The following is a 17,400-nucleotide window of genomic DNA, read 5'->3' on the forward strand; positions in this document are numbered from 1 at the left end:
GGGCGAATCCGCGCTCGTCCGCATCCACTCGCAGTGCCTGACCGGCGATGTCTTCGGCTCGCTGCGCTGCGACTGCCGCCAGCAGCTCGAGCTCTCCCTCTCCATGATCGCCGCCGCCGGCGCCGGCGTCCTCGTCTACGAGCAGCAGGAGGGCCGCGGCATCGGCCTGATGGCCAAGCTGCAGGCCTACGAATTGCAGGACCGCGGCATGGATACGGTCGAGGCCAACGAGAAGCTGGGCTTCAAGGCCGACCAGCGCGAGTACGTGCTGCCCGCCGAGATCCTGAAGGCGCTGGGCGTTCGGCGCGTGCGCCTGCTCTCCAATAATCCCGACAAGGTGGCGGCGCTGGAGCGCGCCGGAGTGAAGGTGGTGGAGCGGGTGCCCTGCGAGGTCGAGCCCCACGCCCGCGCCAGGAAGTACCTCAAGACCAAGAAAGAAAAGCTGGGCCACCTGTTCGGCTCGCGCTGAGCCCTTTCCCTACCGCAACAGCTTTGCCAGCTCCCTGCGATTTCTGGCCGGCAGATGGCGCAAGGCCGCGCGCGCCAAAGCGAGGTAGGCGGCTCGGGCGTCCGGAAATGCCTTGAGCGTGCGTAGGTGTTTTCGGACCGTGTCCACATCCCCACGAGCCAGCGGGCCGCTGAAGGCGCCGCGAGCTCCTCGCAGCACCCAGTTAGCCCATGTCTGGCGGAGAATTGGCCAAAGAGCATGGGCGACCGTCTTGCGCGGGATGCCCGCCGCTCTCGCCATTCGCTCCGCCAGTACCACGGTTGCGACAACCATGGGCGACGAGAACGTGCCCATGATGTGATAGAGGACCTTCTTTCGTTTCTGCAGGGTGAATACTCTGCCGTCGATCTCACCGACGATCCGGCGGGCCTCGCGCACAGCGGATGGATCGCCTTCGACGGCAAACACGATCCCACTCAAATCAGGGATAGCATCGGCGACAAACGTCATCATGGGATGAACGGAGGCCAAGGCCGCGCCGCGCTCTCGCAGAGGAGCCAACGCGTCGCTCGTCAGCGCACCACTGGAGTGCAGGGCCCACTTCCCTTCCCAGCGCGAGGCCAACCTCTGCGAGGTGGAGGCGATGGCGTCATCACTCACGCACAACCAGAGGATGTCGCCCGGGATAGGAGCATCGCCGGCCACGGCCCGGCTTCCTACGCGCCGCGCGAGTGCACGGGCACGACGGAGCGAGGCGGGGCGGTCACGAGAAACGACGGCGGCTATGCGGTAGCCGGCGCGGCGCAGCGCCGGAGCCAGCGCCTGCGCCACTCTGCCGGCGCCGACCAGCGCGATGGTGGGTTTGCGGGGCATCGGCGGGAGAATAACAGTGGCCAGTGGTCAGTGGCCAGTGGTCAGCTTATATTGGCGACATGCCGAAGAAGAGCCGTAAGGCGCGGGTGCTCTCCTCCCGGGCGGTGTTCCGCGGGCCGGTCTTCTATGTGACCAGCGAGCGGGTGCTGGAGCCCGGCGGGATCCGCGCCCGGCGGGACGTAGTGCGCCATCCCGGTTCCATCGTGATCCTGGCGGTGGACGACAGCCGGCGCTCGCCCCGCGTGCTGCTGGAGCGGCAGTATCGCCACGCCACCGGCGGCTACACCTGGGAACTGCCGGCAGGCAGCATCGACCCCGGCGAAAGCGAACTGGCCGCGGCTAAGCGGGAACTGCTGGAAGAGACCGGTTATCGCGCCCGCCGCTGGCAGCGCGCCCTCAAGTTCTTCTCCAGCCCGGGCTTCCTGGACGAGACCATGAGCGTGTACCTGGCGCGCGGCCTGCGCCCGGGGCACGCCCAGCCCGAGGAAGACGAAGTCATCACGGTGCGCTTCTTCCCGGTCCCGGCGGCGGTACGCATGGTGATGCAGGGCCGGGTCCAGGACGGCAAGACCATCGCCGGCCTGCTCTGGCTGCAGGCGAAGGTGCGCACCTGACTCCGGCGGCGCTGGCCGGTTGACTTCCTAATTGAAAGCGGTTGCCAAAAGGCGGAGAATGTCTTCAGAAGCCCAACAAGGTTCTGCGCGCCCGCGTGGCGTCCTGCCTGTCCGTCCGCGCCCATGCCGGGCGTCTCCGAACTGCTTGTGGCCAACGACGAGGGCCGAGCGCACCCTCAGCATGCGCGCACGGTCTTCATGCACGGAGAGCGAACGTGGAACGTATCAAGGGAAAGGTGAAGTGGTTCAACAACGCCAAAGGATACGGATTCCTCGGGCGGGACGATGGCCCCGATGTCTTCGTCCACTACAGCGCCATCAAGACGGAGGGGTATAAGAGCCTCCAGGAAGGCGACGAGGTCGAGTTCGAGATCGTGCAAGGCGAAAAGGGCCCGCAGGCGGAAAACGTGGTCAAGCTGACCGCCGCCTGAAGCATCCCTCCAAAGAACGTGGCAAGCGGCAGGAGAGGCGGAGGTATGCCTTGTTGCATCCCCTCCCTGCGGGCGGCCCCCGCGATACAATCCTGCCATGGCCGGCGCGCAGACCCACCTGGACAACAAAGCGGCGGCCCGCTTTCTGACCGAGACCGCGGACCTGATGGAGATCGACAACCAGGACTCGTTCCGGGTGCGCTCCTACCGCCGCGCCGCCGAGGCCATCGATTCCCTACCCCAGCCGCTCGCCGAGATGGTGGAGGACGGCAAGAAGCTGCTGGAGATCCCCGGCATCGGCAAGAGCATGGCTTCCCATCTGCAGGAGATCTACCGCACCGGCAAGCTCGAGCTGCACAGCGACCTGCTCAAGAAATACGGCCCTTCCATCCTGGAATTGCTCAAGATCCAGGGCCTGGGGCCCAAGACCATCGCGCTGCTGTGGAGCGCCCACCAGGTCAACGACGTGGAAGGAGTGGAGAAGCTGGCGCGCGCGGGCAAGCTGCGCGAGCTGCCGCGCATGGGCGAGAAGCAGGAGCAGAAGATCCTGAAGGCCATCGAGGACTACCGGCGCATCTCCGGGCGCTTCCTCATCGACGTGGCCGAAGACGCAGGGCAGAAGCTGGCCGCTTACCTGCGCGAGATCCCGGGGGTGGAGAAGGTGACGCCGGCGGGCTCGCTGCGGCGCGGGCGCGAGACGGTCGGCGACCTCGACATGCTGGTCACGGGCAAAGCCTGCGCCAGCGCCAAGCCGCGCGAAGCCATCATCGGAAAGATCGTGGCCTACCCGCATCTGCAGGACGTGATCGCGCGCGGCGAGAACAAGGTGAGCTTCCGCCTGCGCAACGGCATGCAGGTGGACGTGCGCCTGCTGCCGCCCGACTCCTTCGGCGCCGCCATGCTCTACTTTACCGGCTCCAAGTCCCACAACATCCTGCTGCGGCAGCGCGCCCTCAAGATGGGCTACACCCTGAACGAGTACGCTCTGGCGCGCCTGAAGGACGAGAAGCGGGTGGTGGGCAAGACGGAGGAGGAGATCTACGCCAAGCTGGGCCTGGACTACATCCCGCCCGAGCTGCGCGAGGCGCAGGGGGAGATCGAAGCGGCGGAGGAGCACAAGCTGCCGCGCCTGGTCGAGTTGAAGGACATCCAGGGCGACGTGCACATGCACACCGTCGCTACCGACGGCAAGAACACCATCGAGGAGATGGCGGAAGCAGGGCGCGCCCGCGGCTACCAGTACATCGCCATCACCGACCACTCCAAGAACCTGGCCATGGCCAACGGCCTGGACGACAAGCGCGCCCGCGAGCACATCCGCAAGATCCGGGCCGCCGCCAAGAAGAGCGACGGCCTGAGCCTCTTCGCCGGCATCGAGGTGGACATCCTGGCCGACGGCAGCCTCGATCTCTCCGACTCCGTGCTGGAAGAGATGGACGTGGTGGTCGCCAGCGTACACTCCCACTTCAACCAGGAGCCGGCGCAGATGACGGAGCGGTTGCTGCGCGCCGTCGCCAATCCCAACACCGCCATCCTCGGGCATCCCACCGGGCGGCTGCTGCTGCGCCGCGACGCCTACAAGTTCGACCTGGAAGCGGTTTTCCAGGCGGCTGCCAGGAACCGGGTCGCCATGGAGCTGAATGCCTTCCCCGACCGGCTCGACCTGAACGACACCCACCTGCGCCTGGCCAAGCAACACGGGGTGAAGATCGTGATCAACACCGACTCCCACCACACCACCCACCTGGACAAGATCCGCTACGGCATCCTGCAGGCGCGGCGGGCCTGGCTGACCAAGGGCGACATCCTCAACACCCTGCCGGCGGAGAAGTTCTTGCAGGCCCTGAAGCGCGCCTGAGCGCTGCCCCAGCGTGTACCATGGGGGCTGCGTTACGAGGTCCACCATGCCTGATCAGCCCGCCGCTCCGACTCCTCCCGCGCCCACGCCGCCTGCGCCCCAGCCTCCGCCCCGCCCCGGGCACGTGCCCATGAGCGAGGAGTTCGACCGCGCCAAGTGGACGCTGCCGCCGGCGGCGCCCGTGCTGATCGTGCTGGCGGTGCTGGCGATCATCGTGGCGATCGTGGCCTGGGTCGGCCGGCCCAAGCCCCAGGACGCCGGCGAGATCGTCTCCGTCTTCGCCATCCAGCAGCCCGATCAGAAAAGTGTCCTGGTGGCGGTGCAGCTCAACCTGCGCAACCTGGGGGAGAAGCCCATGCGCATCCGCACCATCCAGGCGGAGCTGACGGTGCCCGGCCAGTCGGAGCCGCTGAAGGACGAGGCCGCCTCGGCGGTGGACTTCGATCGCTACTTCCAGGCTTTCCCGGAACTGAAGCAGCACGCGCTGGCGCCCGTCCCGGTGGAGACCGACATTGCGCCCGGGGCGCAGCAGCAGGGCACCGCGATCTTCGGCTTCCCCGTCACCAAGGAGGCCTTCGACCAGCGCCAGCAGTTGCGCCTCACGCTGGGGCTGCAAGACCGGCCGTCGCTGGTGATCCCGCCGCCGCCCCAGTGATCCCTACTGGTGCTTCTGCAGGAAGCGCAGCCGCGGGTGCGGGGTGTGCTGCGGCGCCACGTCGTCATACTTCAGGCAACTGACCGAGCCATCCACCTCGAGCACGGCCAGCGAGACGTCCTCGAGGCGGGAGATGCCGTGCTCGCGCAGGGCGCGCATGACCTCGTCCACGGTGATGTGCTCGCGCGCCAGGTGCGCCGGAATCAGCCGGCCGTTGTGGATGAGCAGCGAGGGCTCGCCCTGCACGAACTTGCGGAAGCGGCGGTTGAGGCCGGCGAGGTCGGCCACCAGGAAGTTCAGCACCAGCAAGGTGATGGCTGCGACCGCACCGCCGGTCAGCGAGGTGTCGGGACCGGTCATGGCGTTCTGCACCGAGTTGCTCAGCAGCAGCAGCAGAGTGAGGTCGAAGGGTGTCATCTGGCCCACCTCGCGCTTGCCGCTGAGCCGCACCCCGATCAGGATCAGCAGGTAGATGGCGCTGGTGCGCACAAGGATCTCGAGCAACACGTGTGGATTGGCGGTCATAGGTCTCCTCGGCGGGGGATTGTGCGGAAGACCTGGGAAAAAGACAAGGGGAGAGCCGGCGGCCCTCCCCGGAAAGAAGCGCGGACTCTCGGTTACTGCGTGGCCGTCGCCGGCGCCGCCTTGGGCGTGCTCAGGTAACCCCCGACCTTGTTCTTGTCCACCTCGAACACCACCAGTTCGTAGAGTTGCCGGTCCTTGCCGGAATAGAACTGCATGGGCTCGTACATCAGCCGGTCCTTCTTCTCGAAGGTGCGGTCGTCGGCCTGCACTTCCAGCGTGAACTTGCCCTTCTTGACGTCCACCTTCTTCAGCCGCAGGGCGACGGTGGAGATGGGGGTGGGTTTCTGGCCCTTGAGCAGCGTGAACTCGAAATAGTTGCGGTCGCCGCGGCGCTTGAGTTCGTCCAGGTCGCTGCGGGTCTTGGCGATCAGCCCGCTCTGCACGTTCAGGTCGCCGATCACGCTCTGCAGCTTGGCCTGGGTCTCGGCCAGTTGCTGCTTGGTGGAGGCCACGTCGGTCTTGACCCCGCCCACGTCGGTCTTGACGGCAGCCACGTCGGTCGACACTGCGCCGATCTGCTGCTTCTGCTGCTCGGCCAGACGGGACTCGGCCGCTTTCTGCTGCGCCTGCAACTGCGCCGAGCGCGTGGCCAGGTCCTTCTGGGTCATGCCCACTTTGTCGGCCAGGGCGCTGGTGGAGGCCTGCATCTCGCTCCTCAATCCCGCCAGCTTCTTCTGGGTCTCCTGCGCCTGCGCTTTCTGCTGCTCCTCCAGCTTGCCGATGCGGCTGTGGCTGTCGAAGAGGAAGTAAGAGGAGACCACGATGTAGACGCCGGCCAGCACCAGCAGGGCCGTCTTCAGGCCGCCGCTCATAGAGCGGCCGCCGCCTTGGTTCTGCACTTCGTCGGACATGATCCTCGCCTCATACGCCCGCGACCAAGCGCCGGCTTCCGCGCCATGGCGTCAGGGCTGGAAATTGTAGGGATAGCTCATTGTTGAGCAGAACGCGCGGGCTGTCAAATCCGCGCGGCGCTCACTTCCCTGCGTAGTGAGAAGCGCGGGAGCCGTTGGGGGTTGCCAGCGCCATCCAGGGAACGTGCGCCTTGCGCGGCGTGCTGGGCCACGGGATCTGCAGCCCGTTGAAGAAGGCGCGCTTGCCGGGCAGCGAAGCGGCCAGTTCCACCAGCTTGCCGAACTCCTCCGCCTCCGAGGTATCGTAGGTGACGCGCAGGAAGCGATGGCCATTCTCCTCCTCCCACTCCGAGTAGGAGGCTTGGCGGCGCGCCAGATGGCGTACCCGCGCAAAGGCGGGCGAGTGGTCGAAATCGATCAGCACGGTCAGGCCGTCGTACCCCAGCATGAGCCCGCAACGGTCGCACCGTGTGAAGGCCGGAACCGACAACGCACAACGCGGACATTGCGCCATACGTTTCTCCCCTGTTGTCTTGAATTTAAGCATTCTCTGGACGCGCTCGCAAGATGTAAATGCAGTGTGAATCCCGCCCGCCAACAGCAGGACAGAGCTTTATGACCTTCATCCCCGAACTCGGCGCGAGCTTGAGCGCGCGCCGCCGCGTGGCCCTTCTTCTAGAATGGAGCGCGTGAAGAACTGGGACGCGATCGTCGTCGGCGGCGGGCTGATCGGCATCTCGCTGGCGCGCGAGCTGCGCAAGCGCGAGATGCGCGTGCTGGTGGTGGAGCGCGGCGAGCCCGGGCACGAAGCCTCACGCGCCGCCGCCGGCATGCTGGCGGCCGCCGATCCGCACACCCCTGCCGCGCTGCGGACGCTGGCGGAGCACAGCGCGCGACTCTATCCCGAGTTCGTGCGCGAGGTCGAGGACGAGTCGGGCCAGCGCGTGGACTTCCGCCGGGATGGAACGATCCTGCTTTCTTCTGCGGACATCGCGCCGCCAGGAGCGCCGCTCGGTGAAGAGCGATGGCGGAAGCTCGAGCCGGGCTTGGCGTTGCCGCCGGAGGCCCGCGCTTGCTTCCTCCAGGAAGACAGCGTTGATCCCAAGGCGCTGATAGGAGCTTCGCTCAAGGCGGCGCGGCACCGCGGCGTGGAGATCGCCTCGGGCGCTGCGGTGACTGAGGTCGTCGTGGAGGGCGGCCGCACGGCAAGAGTCAAGACCGCGCGCACTCACTTCGCGGCGTCGCTGGTGATCAACTGCGCCGGCGCCTGGGCCGGCCAGGTGCTGCCTCTGGGCCTGCCGACCCGTCCCGTCAAGGGACAGATCCTGGAGATGGCTGCGCCGCACGGCGTCCTGCGGCATGTCGTCCGCCAGGAAGGAGTGGTGTACCTCGTACCGCGCAGCGATGGGCGCATCCTGCTGGGCTCGACCCTGGAAGACGCCGGCTTCGACAAGCGCACCGACGCCGACACCCTGCACCGCCTGCAGCATGCCGCGACCAGTCTTCTGCCCGCGCTGGGCGGTGCGCGCATCCTCGATGCCTGGGCCGGGTTGCGCCCCGGCACGCCCGACGATCTTCCCGTGCTCGGCGCCTCGCCCGTCCCCGGCTACTTCTTCGCCACCGGCCACTTCATGAACGGCATCCTGCTGGCGCCGGCGACGGCACGCGTCATGGCCCAGCTCCTCAGCGGTGCCTCGCCCGAGGTAGACTTGGGACCCTTCTCGTTCGCGAGGTTTTCTCTATGACCAGGGAGCGCGAGCCCTTCTTCCGCCAGGTCGCCGGGCAGATGCTCGACGCCGAGACCGAGCGCCACATCGCCGAGCAGCAGGCGGCGCTGGAGAAGGATCCCGAGTGGGCCGAAGGCTACTATCACCTGGCCCAGCTCTACCGCGTGCACCACTTCCGCCAGGACGAGGCCAAGCGCCTGCTGCTGGTCGCGCTGGAGAAGAAGCCGGCGCTCGCCGATGCCCACGTCGCGCTGGGCGAGATCTACGTCGCGGAGGGCGACTTGGAGCGCGCTCGCCGGCATGCTGAATTCGCCGCGCGACTGGGCAACGATCGCCTGCGCGAGCAGATGCGCCGCCATGGCTCCTTCTCGGGCGGATCCTGAGCTGCGGTCCGTCCCCGTGCCGCTGCATCCTCCCCGGGGGCGCGTGTATACTGCTCTGTTCGGCCCCTGCCTTCTTCATTCCTGGAGGACTTCCTTATGGCGACCGCCGCAGCTTCCCCCGCAGTCAGCTTCGCCCGTCAGAACCAGCAGCGCTTCCTGAGCGAACTCAAGGACCTGCTGCGCATTCCCAGCATCAGCACTCTTCCCGAGCACAAGAGCGACATCCAGAAGGCCGCCGAGTTCGTGGCCAAGGAGATGCAACGCATCGGTCTGGAGCACGTGGAGATCATCCCGACCGAGGGGCACCCGCTGGTGTATGCCGACTGGCTGCACGCCGCCGGCGAGCCCACGGTGCTCTGTTACGGCCACTACGACGTCCAGCCGCCCGACCCGGTGGAGCAGTGGATCTCCCCGCCCTTCGAGCCCACCGAACGCAACCAGAACATCTACGCCCGCGGCGCCGTCGACGACAAGGGGCAGATGTACATGCACCTGAAGGCGCTCGAGGCCCTGATGAAGACGGGCAACAGCAAGCTGCCGCTGAACGTGCGCCTGCTTATCGAAGGCGAGGAAGAGGTGGGCGGCGAAGCCATCGCCAAGTTCGTGCGCGAGCATCCCGAGCGGCTGAAGGCCGACTTCGCGCTCATCTCCGATACCGAACTCTTCGCTCCCGATCTGCCCACCCTGTGCGTCGGCCTGCGCGGCATGGTGTACACCGAACTGGAAGCGGTCGGCCCCATGACCGACCTGCACAGCGGCATCTACGGCGGCGTCGCGCCCAACCCTATGGAGGCGCTGACCCGCATCATCTCCAAGCTGAAGGATGACAAGGGACACGTGCTCATCCCCGGCTTCTACAAGCGCGTCAAAAAGCCCAGCAAAGATGAGATGAAGGCCTGGAAGCGCCTGCCCTTCAACGTGGAGCATTACCGCAAGACCGAGGTAGGCTCCAAGGTGCTGACCGGCGAGCCCGGCTTCAACGTCTTCGAGAAGACCTGGTCGCGGCCCACGCTGGAGGTCCACGGCATGCCCGGGGGCTTCGTAGGCGCCGGCGCTAAGACGGTGATCCCGGCGAAGGCGGCGGCCAAGGTCTCCATGCGCCTGGTCCCCGACCAGCGCCCGCAGGAGGTCTGGAAGCTGTACACCAACTTCGTCAAGAAGCTGGTGCCCAAGGGCATCGAGGTGAAGTTCAAGCAGTGGAGCATCGCCGATCCCATCGTGGTGCAGACCGACAACAAGTACATTCGGGCGGCCTCGGCGGCCATGAAGGAGATCTTCCACAAGGACACGGTGTTCATCCGCTCCGGCGGCTCCATCCCCATCGTGGCCGACTTCGAGAAGTCGCTGAAGATCCCCTCGGTGATGATGGGCTTCGGGCTGCCCGACGACAACCTGCACGCTCCCAACGAGAAGTTCCACATCCCCAACTTCCATCGCGGGATCGAGTCCATCATCCGCTTCTTCGAGCTGGTCGGTCAGCATCAGTAGAACCAGCGGAGGCTGGACGGGGCCTGGGGCATGACCCAGGTCCCGCGCTTTTCGCAGTTGATTCAGACCCCGAATCGCGCTAGATTGACGGAAGCTCTTAGCGGTTCTCCCTACCTCCTTTACCCCGCCGACCGAACCCAAGTGCGCGTTTGTTGCAATTCGTGTGCCACATAGCCGGCACCGGGTCAGGTCACCCCAAGATATTGGGGTATTAGTGCTTGACCGCTGTTAACGATGCGGGTACAGTTGGCTGAAATCCCGGGACTTCCCGGGGCGGGGTCCACGCACGCGCGGGTAAGGAGTGAGCGGTGCTCAAACTGAAAAAGCTGCAAATCCTGGGCTTCAAGTCCTTCTGCGACCGCACCGAGGTCAAGTTCCCCGGCGACGGCATCGCCTGCATCGTGGGCCCCAACGGCTGCGGCAAGTCGAACATCGCTGACGCCATCTCCTGGGTGCTGGGCGAGCAGAGCGCCAAGACCCTGCGCGGCTCGCGCATGGAGGACGTCATCTTCGCCGGTACTCGCGAGCGTACCGCCACCGGCATGGCCGAGGTGTCGCTCACCCTGGTCGATCCCGAGCAGTACGAGGGCAATCCTGCCGAGCTGGAGGCCGGCCCCGAGATCGAGATCCGCGACCAGATGCCCGAGGATGATTGGGACGAGGCCGGGCTGCGCTCCCGCGCCGCCCGCGAAACGGAAGCCGCCATCCAAGAGGTGCAGCCCGGCCAGCTTGAGCCCGAAGCCGAGGACGAAGCCGGCGCCGACCTGGACCCCAACCCGCCTGCGGTCGTGCTCAAGGTGCGCCGCCGCAAGCTCAAGGCCCCGGAGCTGAAATCGGGCGTGATCGTGGTGACCCGCCGCCTGTTCCGCACCGGCGAGAGCGAGTATCTGCTCAACGGCAAGCTCTGCCGCCTGCGCGACATCCAGGACCTGTTCATGGGCACGGGGCTGGGGCCGGAATCCTACGCCATCATCGAGCAGGGGCGCATCGGTCAGATCCTCTCCAGCCGCCCCACCGACCGCCGCGCCATCCTGGAGGAGGCCGCCGGCATCACCAAGTTCAAGACGCGCAAGCGCCTGGCGGAGCTGCGCCTGGAGCAGGCACAGCAGAACCTGGCCCGCATCAACGACATCTTCGAGGAAGTCACCCGCCAGATGAACTCGCTCAAGCGCCAGGCTTCCAAGGCGGAGCGCTACGCGCGCCTGCGCGAGGAGATGCGCGCCAAGTTTCGCCTAGTGCTGGCCAGCAAGTTCTCGCAGTTGGAGCAGGACGCGCACTCCCTGGAGGCGGAGCTGGAGCGCATCGCCCAGGAGGTGCAGGCGCGGAACGACAGCGTGACCCGCCTGGAGGCGGAACACGGCGCCGTCACCCAGCGCGGTTATGCCATCGAGGGCGAAACCACGCAGGGGCGCGACCGTCTCAGCGCCATCACCCGGGAACTCGACCGCGGCGCCGCCCAGCAGCGTCACAACCAGGAGCGCTGCGCGGATCTGGCCGCACGCTCCGCCACCGCCCAGGCGGAATCACTGCAGGTCTTGGAGCAACTGGGCGGGCTCGAGCGGGAGCGCGACCAGAACCGCGCGGTGCTGGAATCGGCGGCCGCCGACGTGGCCGCGGCCCAGCGGGAGTCGCAGGCCGCGCAGCAGGCGGCCCTCGCGGCTGCCGCCACGCTGAGCGAGCTGGAGTCGCGGCAGGAGCAATTGCGGGTCAGCGTGCTGGAGGCGGTGAATGCCGCCTCCAGTGTGCGCAACCAGATGGCGCAGGCGGAGGAGCACCTGGCCGCCCTGGGGCGCGAGGCCCAGCGGCAGCGTGACGAGATCACCCGGTCGCAGGCCGAGATCGAAGCCTGCGGCGGGCGCCGTGGGCAGCTGGCCCTGGAGTTCGAGTCCGCGTCGCAGCGGGTGGCGGGCCTGGCCCGGCAGATCGCGGAAGCGCGCCGCGAACTGGAGCGGAAGCGCGCCGCCGAGCAAGAGTCCAAGGTGCGCCTCGACGGCCTGCGCGCCGAGTTCGCCTCCGCCCTGGGCCGCAGGTCCTCGCTCGAGGCCCTGGTGACCGAGCACGGCTACTCCACCGAGTCGGTCAAGCGGCTCTTCCAGTCGGGAGCGGTGGGCCGCGATTTCGCGCCCGCTGGCGTGCTCGCCGACTTCCTCGAGGTCGAGGACCAGTACGAGCCGGTGGTGGAAGACTTCCTGCGCGACGAGCTCAACTACGTGGTCGTCAAGTCCTGGGACGCCGCCGACCAAGGCCTGCAACTGCTGCGCAGCGACGTGGACGGCCGCGCCACCTTCCTGGTCCATCCCGAGGATTCGCAGGCCAAGTTCTCCTTCGTGGTGGACGAAAGCCGCCAGGCCGCGCCCCCCAGCCAGAGCATCGTCTCGCTCAAGGACTGCATCCGCGTGCTCAACGGCTTCGGCAAGTCGCTGGAGGTGATCCTGCCCAAGCTGCGCAACGGCTACATCGTGCCCGACCCCAAGGTGGGCCGCGAGCTGGCCCTGGAGAATCCCGACGCCTTTTTCCTCTCGCGCTCGGGCGAGTGCTTCCACAACGTGACCGTCACCGGCGGCAAGCAGCGCTCCGAGGGCCCGCTCTCCCTCAAACGGGAATTGCGCGACCTGGGCCGGCAGATCCAGGAGATGGAGAACGCGCTCCGTCTCGAGGAGACCCGCGTCGCCACCCTGGGCCGCGAGATCGCCGCCCTCACTTCCCTGCTCGACAAGCTGGAGGAGGAGAAGCGCGAAGGCGAGAAGCTGGCTCTGACCTCGGGCACCGGCCTGGAGCAGCTGGACTCCGAGCTGGCGCGCGTGGGGCAGCGCCGTGAGACCGCGGGGTGCGATCTGAAGCGAATCGAGGAAGAGCGCGTGCAGCAGGAGGTCGCGCTCGCCGCCTTGCGCCGGGAACTGGAGCTGGCCGAGAAGCAGCGCCGGGAGTTGGAACAAGCCATCGCCACCGTGCAGGAGAGCCTGGGCTCCTTGCGCAGCGCCCGGGACACCGCCGCGCAGCGCGCCTCCGAAAGCCTGGCGCGCCTGGCTGCCCTGGAAGAGCGCCGCGCCGCCGCCGCCGGGGCGCTGGGGCGCATCGAAACCCTGGTCGCGGAAGTCTCGGGGCGGGTGGCCTCTCTGCGCGCGCAGATGGAGTCTGCCGCCGCCGAGCAGCTCCAGCGCCAGCAGGAGAATGCCCACATCGCCGAGCAACTGGTCGCACTGGCCGCCGAGCAGCAGAGCATGCAGGCGCGCGTCGCCGAGCTGCAGGCGGAATCGGAGGCCCTGCGGCAGCGCCTGGTCCAGATCGAGCTGGAGCTGAAGGCCGAGCGCCAGGCTCTGGACGCCGCTCGCGACCGTCGCGGCGAAGTCTCCGCTCAGGCCGCCAAACTCCGTTCTGATTCCGAGCACATGGCCGAGACCTGCCTCAACGAGCTGGGCGTGACCTCCGAGCAGTTGCTGGCGGATCCTGCCGTGCCCCGGGTAGCCGGCGAGCAGCTCGCCCAAGAGGACGCTATCTATCGCGAGATGCGCGCCAAGCTGGAGGCCATGGGCCCGGTCAACATGATGGCCCTCGAGGAATACAACGAGACCGCGCAGCGCCACGGCTTCCTGGAGACCCAGCGCAACGACCTGATGGAGTCCATCACCAACACCCAGAACGCCATCCGCGAGATCGACCAGGTCTCGCGGCAGAAGTTCCAGGAGGCCTTCGAGAAGATTAACGAGAACTTCCAGGCCACGTTCCGCAAGCTCTTCGGCGGCGGCCACGCCTTCATGCGGCTCACCGACGAGGAGAACAGCGCCGAGAGCGGCATCGACGTAGTGGCCTCGCCTCCCGGCAAGAAGCTGCAGAACGTGCTGCTGCTCTCGGGCGGGGAGAAGGCGCTGACCGCGCTCTCCCTGCTGGTGGGCATCTTCCAGTACCAGCCCAGCCCCTTCTGCATCCTGGACGAGGTGGACGCGCCCCTGGACGAGACCAACATCGGGCGCTTCACCGAATTGGTGCGCGAGATGAGCGCGCAGACCCAGTTCGTGCTCATCACCCACAGCAAGAAGACCATGAGCGTGGCGCCGGTCATGTACGGCGTGACCATGCAGGAGCCCGGCGTCTCCAAGCTGGTGTCGGTGCGCTTCGGAGAAGAGGCGCGGGCCTGATTTTCCACAAGCGGCCCGTGCCGCGAATCCCGCTCTGGGCGCGGCTTGCGCGCGAAGAGCGTTTCTGTCAACACCTTTTCATGGAAAATCGATGCGCGGCGGTTCCGAGCTTTTTTCTGCACCGTTGACAAAACCGGGCGGGCGGCTAGAATACGCCACGTTCCTCGGAAACGAAGAGAAACTCCCGCAGATGCCTTCAACCCTCGATTCCGTCCTGCTGCGCACCGATTTTCCGGAGTTACCACTGCACGCCAGCGGCAAGGTCCGGGACGTGTACCGCCTGGACGGGCAATTGCTCTTCGTGGCCACCGACCGCATCTCCGCCTTCGATTTCGTCCTGGCCAGCGGCATCCCCCACAAGGGCCGGGTGCTCACCCAGCTCTCCCTGTTCTGGTTCGATTTTCTGAAAGACCTGGTGCCCAGCCACCTGATCACGGCCGACGTGGATGGCTATCCGGCGCTGCTGCGCCCCTACGTGGAGCAGTTGCGCGGCCGCTCCATGATGGTGGTGCGCGCCGACATGGTTCCCATCGAGTGCGTGGCCCGCGGCTATCTCTCCGGTTCCGGCTGGAAGGAGTACAAGCAGAGCGGCGAGGTGTGCGGGATCAAGCTGCCGGCGGGGCTGCGCGAGTCCGACCAGCTGCCGGAGCCCATCTTCACCCCCGCCATCAAGGCCACCAGCGGCCACGACGAGAACATCAGCTTCGAAGAGATGGTCAAGCGCACCGGCCCCCAGCTGGCCGAGACTCTGCGCGACCTCACCTTGCGCGTCTACCGGAAGGCGGCGGACTATGCCCTGACCAAAGGCATCATCATCGCCGACACCAAGTTCGAGTTCGGGCAGGGGCCGGCGGGGCTGCTGCTCGCCGACGAGGTGCTCACCCCGGACTCTTCGCGCTTCTGGCCGGCCGACCGCTACCACCCGGGCCGGGCGCAGGATTCCTACGATAAGCAGTACGTTCGCGACTACCTGGAATCGATCCGCTGGAACAAGCAGCCGCCCGCCCCGGGGCTTCCTCCCGAGGTGGCGGCCCGCACCAGCGAAAAGTACCTGGAGGCCTACCGCCGCCTCACCGGCCGCGAACTGGAGACCTAGGCGGAGGCATGAGTGGGCTGGATTGGGTCATCGTAGTAACGATTTCTTTGTCGGTGCTGCTGGCGACGGCAGAGGGCTTTTTCTTTGAGATCTTCTCCCTGGCGGGAGCGGTGTTGGGCTACCTGTTCGCCGTCTGGGAGTATGCGCGCTGGGCGCCGTGGTTTCTGCCTTACGTGAAGTCCGAGGCCATCGCGCAGTGGGTCAGTTTTCTGACGATCTTTTTCGTGGTCCTGTTGCTGGCCGGCATGGCGGGAAGGATCGCCCGCTGGGCCGGCAAGGCGGCGGGGTTGCGTTGGTTTGACCGGCTGCTGGGCGCGGCCTTTGGGTTGGTGCGCGGCGTGCTGATCGTGACCGTGCTGGTGCTGGGGCTGGCGGCATTTTCCCCGGGCTCCACCACCCTGGCGGCCTCGCGGCTGGGAGGCTACTTCCTGGTGCTGGCGCACGGGGCGAGCTGGGTGGCTCCCCGCGACCTGCGAGCGCGCTTTCGCGAGGGAGTGGAGTCCCTGCGCCGGGCGACGGCGCCGGGCGGGCCGGCGGCATCTCCCGGCGGTGCGGCAGGCCAACCCGGCCAGGGATCCAAATAGCGGGTGCAGTGGTGGTTTTGAAAGCGAGGCTCCGGTGAAAGACCAGCTCGAAGCTCTTATCCAACAGATGGTGCACAGCGGCATCCTGTACTCGGAGGCGGTGCGCGAGTTCAAGAAGCGCTTCATCCTGACCGTGCTGCAGGAGAACAACGGCAACCAGTGCCGGGCGGCGCGCGAGCTGGGCATGCACCGCAACACCCTCAGCCGCACCATCGCCGAGCTCAAGCTGGATGTGCGCGCGGTGCGCAACGGCGCCCGCCGCCCGCCCCACGGGGTCCGCCCGGCCGGCATAGAGAAGAAGGCCAGCCGCTAGTCGTTCACCATCCTCCCGCCCAAGGCGAAGGGCAGCCCGCCGGGGGCTGCCCTTGATTTTTGCCGCCTGAGGCTGGTCTAGTGCGGGCGACGCCGCGTCGTGGGCTTTCTCGGTGGCGGCGTCTTCTTCTGCTGGATCAACTGCCCGTCCACCATCGTCACCAGGAAGGGCTTCGGGGTGTAGCTGTCGGGCTTGCCCTGGATCTGGATCTGGTCCCCGATCTTGGGCAGCATGCTGGCTGGGATGGGGGCGACCATGGTGACTTCCACGTCGGCCGTATTGCTCTGCACGTCCTCGTAGGTGGCGGCCAGGGTCAGCTTGGTGCGGCTGGCATCGATCACCTTGGCGACGAAGGGGATGGGTTGACCCTTGACCGCTCCCCAGACCTTGTCCACCACGTCCTGCTGGCCGTAGACGAGGATCACCTGCAGCTCGTCGAAGCTGAGCTGCTTGGGGTCCTTGGAGTCCGCCAGTTTCTTGGCGATCTCGGCGGGGCTGGGCGCCGGGGTCACCGAGAATCCCGGGGGCGGCACGGGGTTGTCCTTGGCCGCGGCCATCACCTTGTCCCAATCGTCCTTGGTGCCGTGGTACTTGGTGTAGTAATAGACCGCCACGTTGTTCACGTCGGTGTTGTTGTTGCTCATGATGACGGCGCGGGCCAGGTAGAACAGCCCCAGCGGGTTGGCGGGCGTGGACTGCACGTACGCCAGGCCCAACTGGTAGACGTCATAGAAGCTGCTGGGATCGAGCTGCACCGAGGCCTGCAGATGCTCGGCCGCCTGAGAGAAGTTCTTCTTCTGCAGCTCGCCGAAGCCCACGGCCCCGTTAAAGATCAGGCTGTACTGGCTTTTGAGTTTCTGAAAGTCGGCGTCCGACATGCCTTCGGGCTTGGGGGCCGCGGGCAGCGCCTTGAGGCCGCGCTGGCCGTAGTCCTCGGCGGCGGCCGCGTTCTGGGCCGCGTCCTGGCCCTGCTGGGCGGCTGCGCGCTTGGTGTAGGCCATCACCGCCAGACCGCGCAGGTTGTTAGGGAAGGACTGCAGCAGCTTGTCCGCCGTCTCGAACATCTTGGCGGCATTGCCGGTCTGCTGGTAGGCGGCCATGAGCTGCTCCAGCGCGGTTTCCTTCACTTGGCTGTTGGGATAGCGCTGCAGGAACCCTTCCAGCCCGGCGATCCTCTCCTGCACGTTGGTCGCCTGGACGGCGGCGACGTAGGAGTTGTACTCCGCCGGGTCCATGGGAGCCTGCGAGCCACCCGCTTGCGCGGAGGCCACTCCCGGCGCCAATCCAGCAACCGCGGTCAACGCGAGCACGAGGACGACGAGCAACTTCTTCATGCGGGGCTCCTTCAACAGTCGGGT

The 17,400-nt window shown here is 66.9% G+C and carries 17 protein-coding genes; 12 read left to right on the forward strand and 5 right to left on the reverse strand.

Annotated elements, in window-relative coordinates:
• The coding region (ribA, locus tag VEG08_12695) for a GTP cyclohydrolase II (protein ID HXZ28843.1) at positions 1-469 on the forward strand (469 nt) is incomplete at its 5' end.
• A 9-nt stretch (positions 470-478) separates the two neighbouring features.
• Here the strand turns inward: ribA and VEG08_12700 are convergent.
• On the reverse strand, positions 479-1,321 hold the full coding sequence (locus tag VEG08_12700) for a DUF2520 domain-containing protein (GenBank protein HXZ28844.1): 843 nt from the start codon (positions 1,319-1,321) through the stop codon (positions 479-481).
• A gap of 59 nt (positions 1,322-1,380) precedes the next feature.
• Between VEG08_12700 and VEG08_12705 the strand changes: the two genes are divergently transcribed.
• The 4 genes from VEG08_12705 (at position 1,381) to VEG08_12720 (ending at position 4,879) form a co-directional block, all read left to right on the forward strand.
• Positions 1,381-1,935 carry an NUDIX hydrolase gene (locus VEG08_12705; protein ID HXZ28845.1) on the forward strand — a complete coding sequence of 185 codons (555 nt, stop codon included), beginning with the start codon at positions 1,381-1,383 and terminating at the stop codon, positions 1,933-1,935.
• A gap of 215 nt (positions 1,936-2,150) precedes the next feature.
• Positions 2,151-2,366, forward strand: coding sequence for a cold shock domain-containing protein (locus VEG08_12710; protein ID HXZ28846.1), 216 nt, complete (start codon positions 2,151-2,153; stop codon positions 2,364-2,366).
• Between the two features lie 97 nt (positions 2,367-2,463).
• Entirely contained in the window at positions 2,464-4,224 is a 1,761-nt protein-coding gene (gene polX, locus VEG08_12715; GenBank protein HXZ28847.1) for a DNA polymerase/3'-5' exonuclease PolX, read from the forward strand.
• A gap of 46 nt (positions 4,225-4,270) precedes the next feature.
• The gene (locus VEG08_12720) at positions 4,271-4,879 is read left to right on the forward strand and encodes a hypothetical protein (GenBank protein HXZ28848.1); all 609 of its coding nucleotides are present in this window, start codon (positions 4,271-4,273) and stop codon (positions 4,877-4,879) included.
• 3 nt (positions 4,880-4,882) lie between these two features.
• Here the strand turns inward: VEG08_12720 and VEG08_12725 are convergent, their stop codons facing one another.
• The 3 genes from VEG08_12725 to VEG08_12735 all read right to left on the reverse strand — a co-directional run bounded on the left by VEG08_12725 (position 4,883) and on the right by VEG08_12735 (position 6,763).
• The gene (locus VEG08_12725; protein ID HXZ28849.1) at positions 4,883-5,404 is read right to left on the reverse strand and encodes a YetF domain-containing protein; all 522 of its coding nucleotides are present in this window, start codon (positions 5,402-5,404) and stop codon (positions 4,883-4,885) included.
• A gap of 92 nt (positions 5,405-5,496) precedes the next feature.
• Positions 5,497-6,315 carry a hypothetical protein gene (locus VEG08_12730; protein ID HXZ28850.1) on the reverse strand — a complete coding sequence of 273 codons (819 nt, stop codon included), beginning with the start codon at positions 6,313-6,315 and terminating at the stop codon, positions 5,497-5,499.
• A gap of 121 nt (positions 6,316-6,436) precedes the next feature.
• Positions 6,437-6,763, reverse strand: a complete 327-nt coding sequence (locus VEG08_12735; protein ID HXZ28851.1) for a hypothetical protein — start codon at positions 6,761-6,763, stop codon at positions 6,437-6,439.
• Positions 6,764-7,004: 241 nt separating this feature from the next.
• Here VEG08_12735 and VEG08_12740 point away from each other — a divergent pair, with 241 nt between their 5' ends.
• The 7 genes from VEG08_12740 to VEG08_12770 all read left to right on the forward strand — a co-directional run bounded on the left by VEG08_12740 (position 7,005) and on the right by VEG08_12770 (position 16,042).
• Positions 7,005-8,060 carry an FAD-dependent oxidoreductase gene (locus VEG08_12740; GenBank protein ID HXZ28852.1) on the forward strand — a complete coding sequence of 352 codons (1,056 nt, stop codon included), beginning with the start codon at positions 7,005-7,007 and terminating at the stop codon, positions 8,058-8,060.
• On the forward strand, positions 8,057-8,425 hold the full coding sequence (locus tag VEG08_12745) for a hypothetical protein (GenBank protein ID HXZ28853.1): 369 nt from the start codon (positions 8,057-8,059) through the stop codon (positions 8,423-8,425). Before VEG08_12740 ends, VEG08_12745 begins: the two co-directional genes overlap by 4 nt.
• Positions 8,426-8,521: 96 nt before the next feature.
• Complete coding sequence (locus VEG08_12750) at positions 8,522-9,913, forward strand: dipeptidase (GenBank protein HXZ28854.1); 1,392 nt, start codon at positions 8,522-8,524, stop codon at positions 9,911-9,913.
• 308 nt (positions 9,914-10,221) lie between these two features.
• A complete protein-coding gene (smc, locus tag VEG08_12755; GenBank protein HXZ28855.1) occupies positions 10,222-14,049 on the forward strand; it encodes a chromosome segregation protein SMC in 3,828 nt (1,275 codons plus the stop codon).
• Positions 14,050-14,239: 190 nt separating this feature from the next.
• Positions 14,240-15,145 carry a phosphoribosylaminoimidazolesuccinocarboxamide synthase gene (locus VEG08_12760; GenBank protein ID HXZ28856.1) on the forward strand — a complete coding sequence of 302 codons (906 nt, stop codon included), beginning with the start codon at positions 14,240-14,242 and terminating at the stop codon, positions 15,143-15,145.
• A gap of 8 nt (positions 15,146-15,153) precedes the next feature.
• Positions 15,154-15,729, forward strand: a complete 576-nt coding sequence (locus VEG08_12765; protein HXZ28857.1) for a CvpA family protein — start codon at positions 15,154-15,156, stop codon at positions 15,727-15,729.
• A 34-nt stretch (positions 15,730-15,763) separates the two neighbouring features.
• Positions 15,764-16,042, forward strand: a complete 279-nt coding sequence (locus VEG08_12770) for a helix-turn-helix domain-containing protein (protein HXZ28858.1) — start codon at positions 15,764-15,766, stop codon at positions 16,040-16,042.
• Positions 16,043-16,119: 77 nt separating this feature from the next.
• Here VEG08_12770 and VEG08_12775 read toward each other — a convergent pair whose 3' ends face one another.
• Entirely contained in the window at positions 16,120-17,376 is a 1,257-nt protein-coding gene (locus tag VEG08_12775) for a hypothetical protein (protein HXZ28859.1), read from the reverse strand.
• Positions 17,377-17,400: the final 24 nt, after the last annotated feature.

Source organism: Terriglobales bacterium (genome assembly GCA_035624475.1).
In the GTDB taxonomy this organism is placed as follows: Bacteria; Acidobacteriota; Terriglobia; order Terriglobales; family Acidobacteriaceae; genus DASPRL01.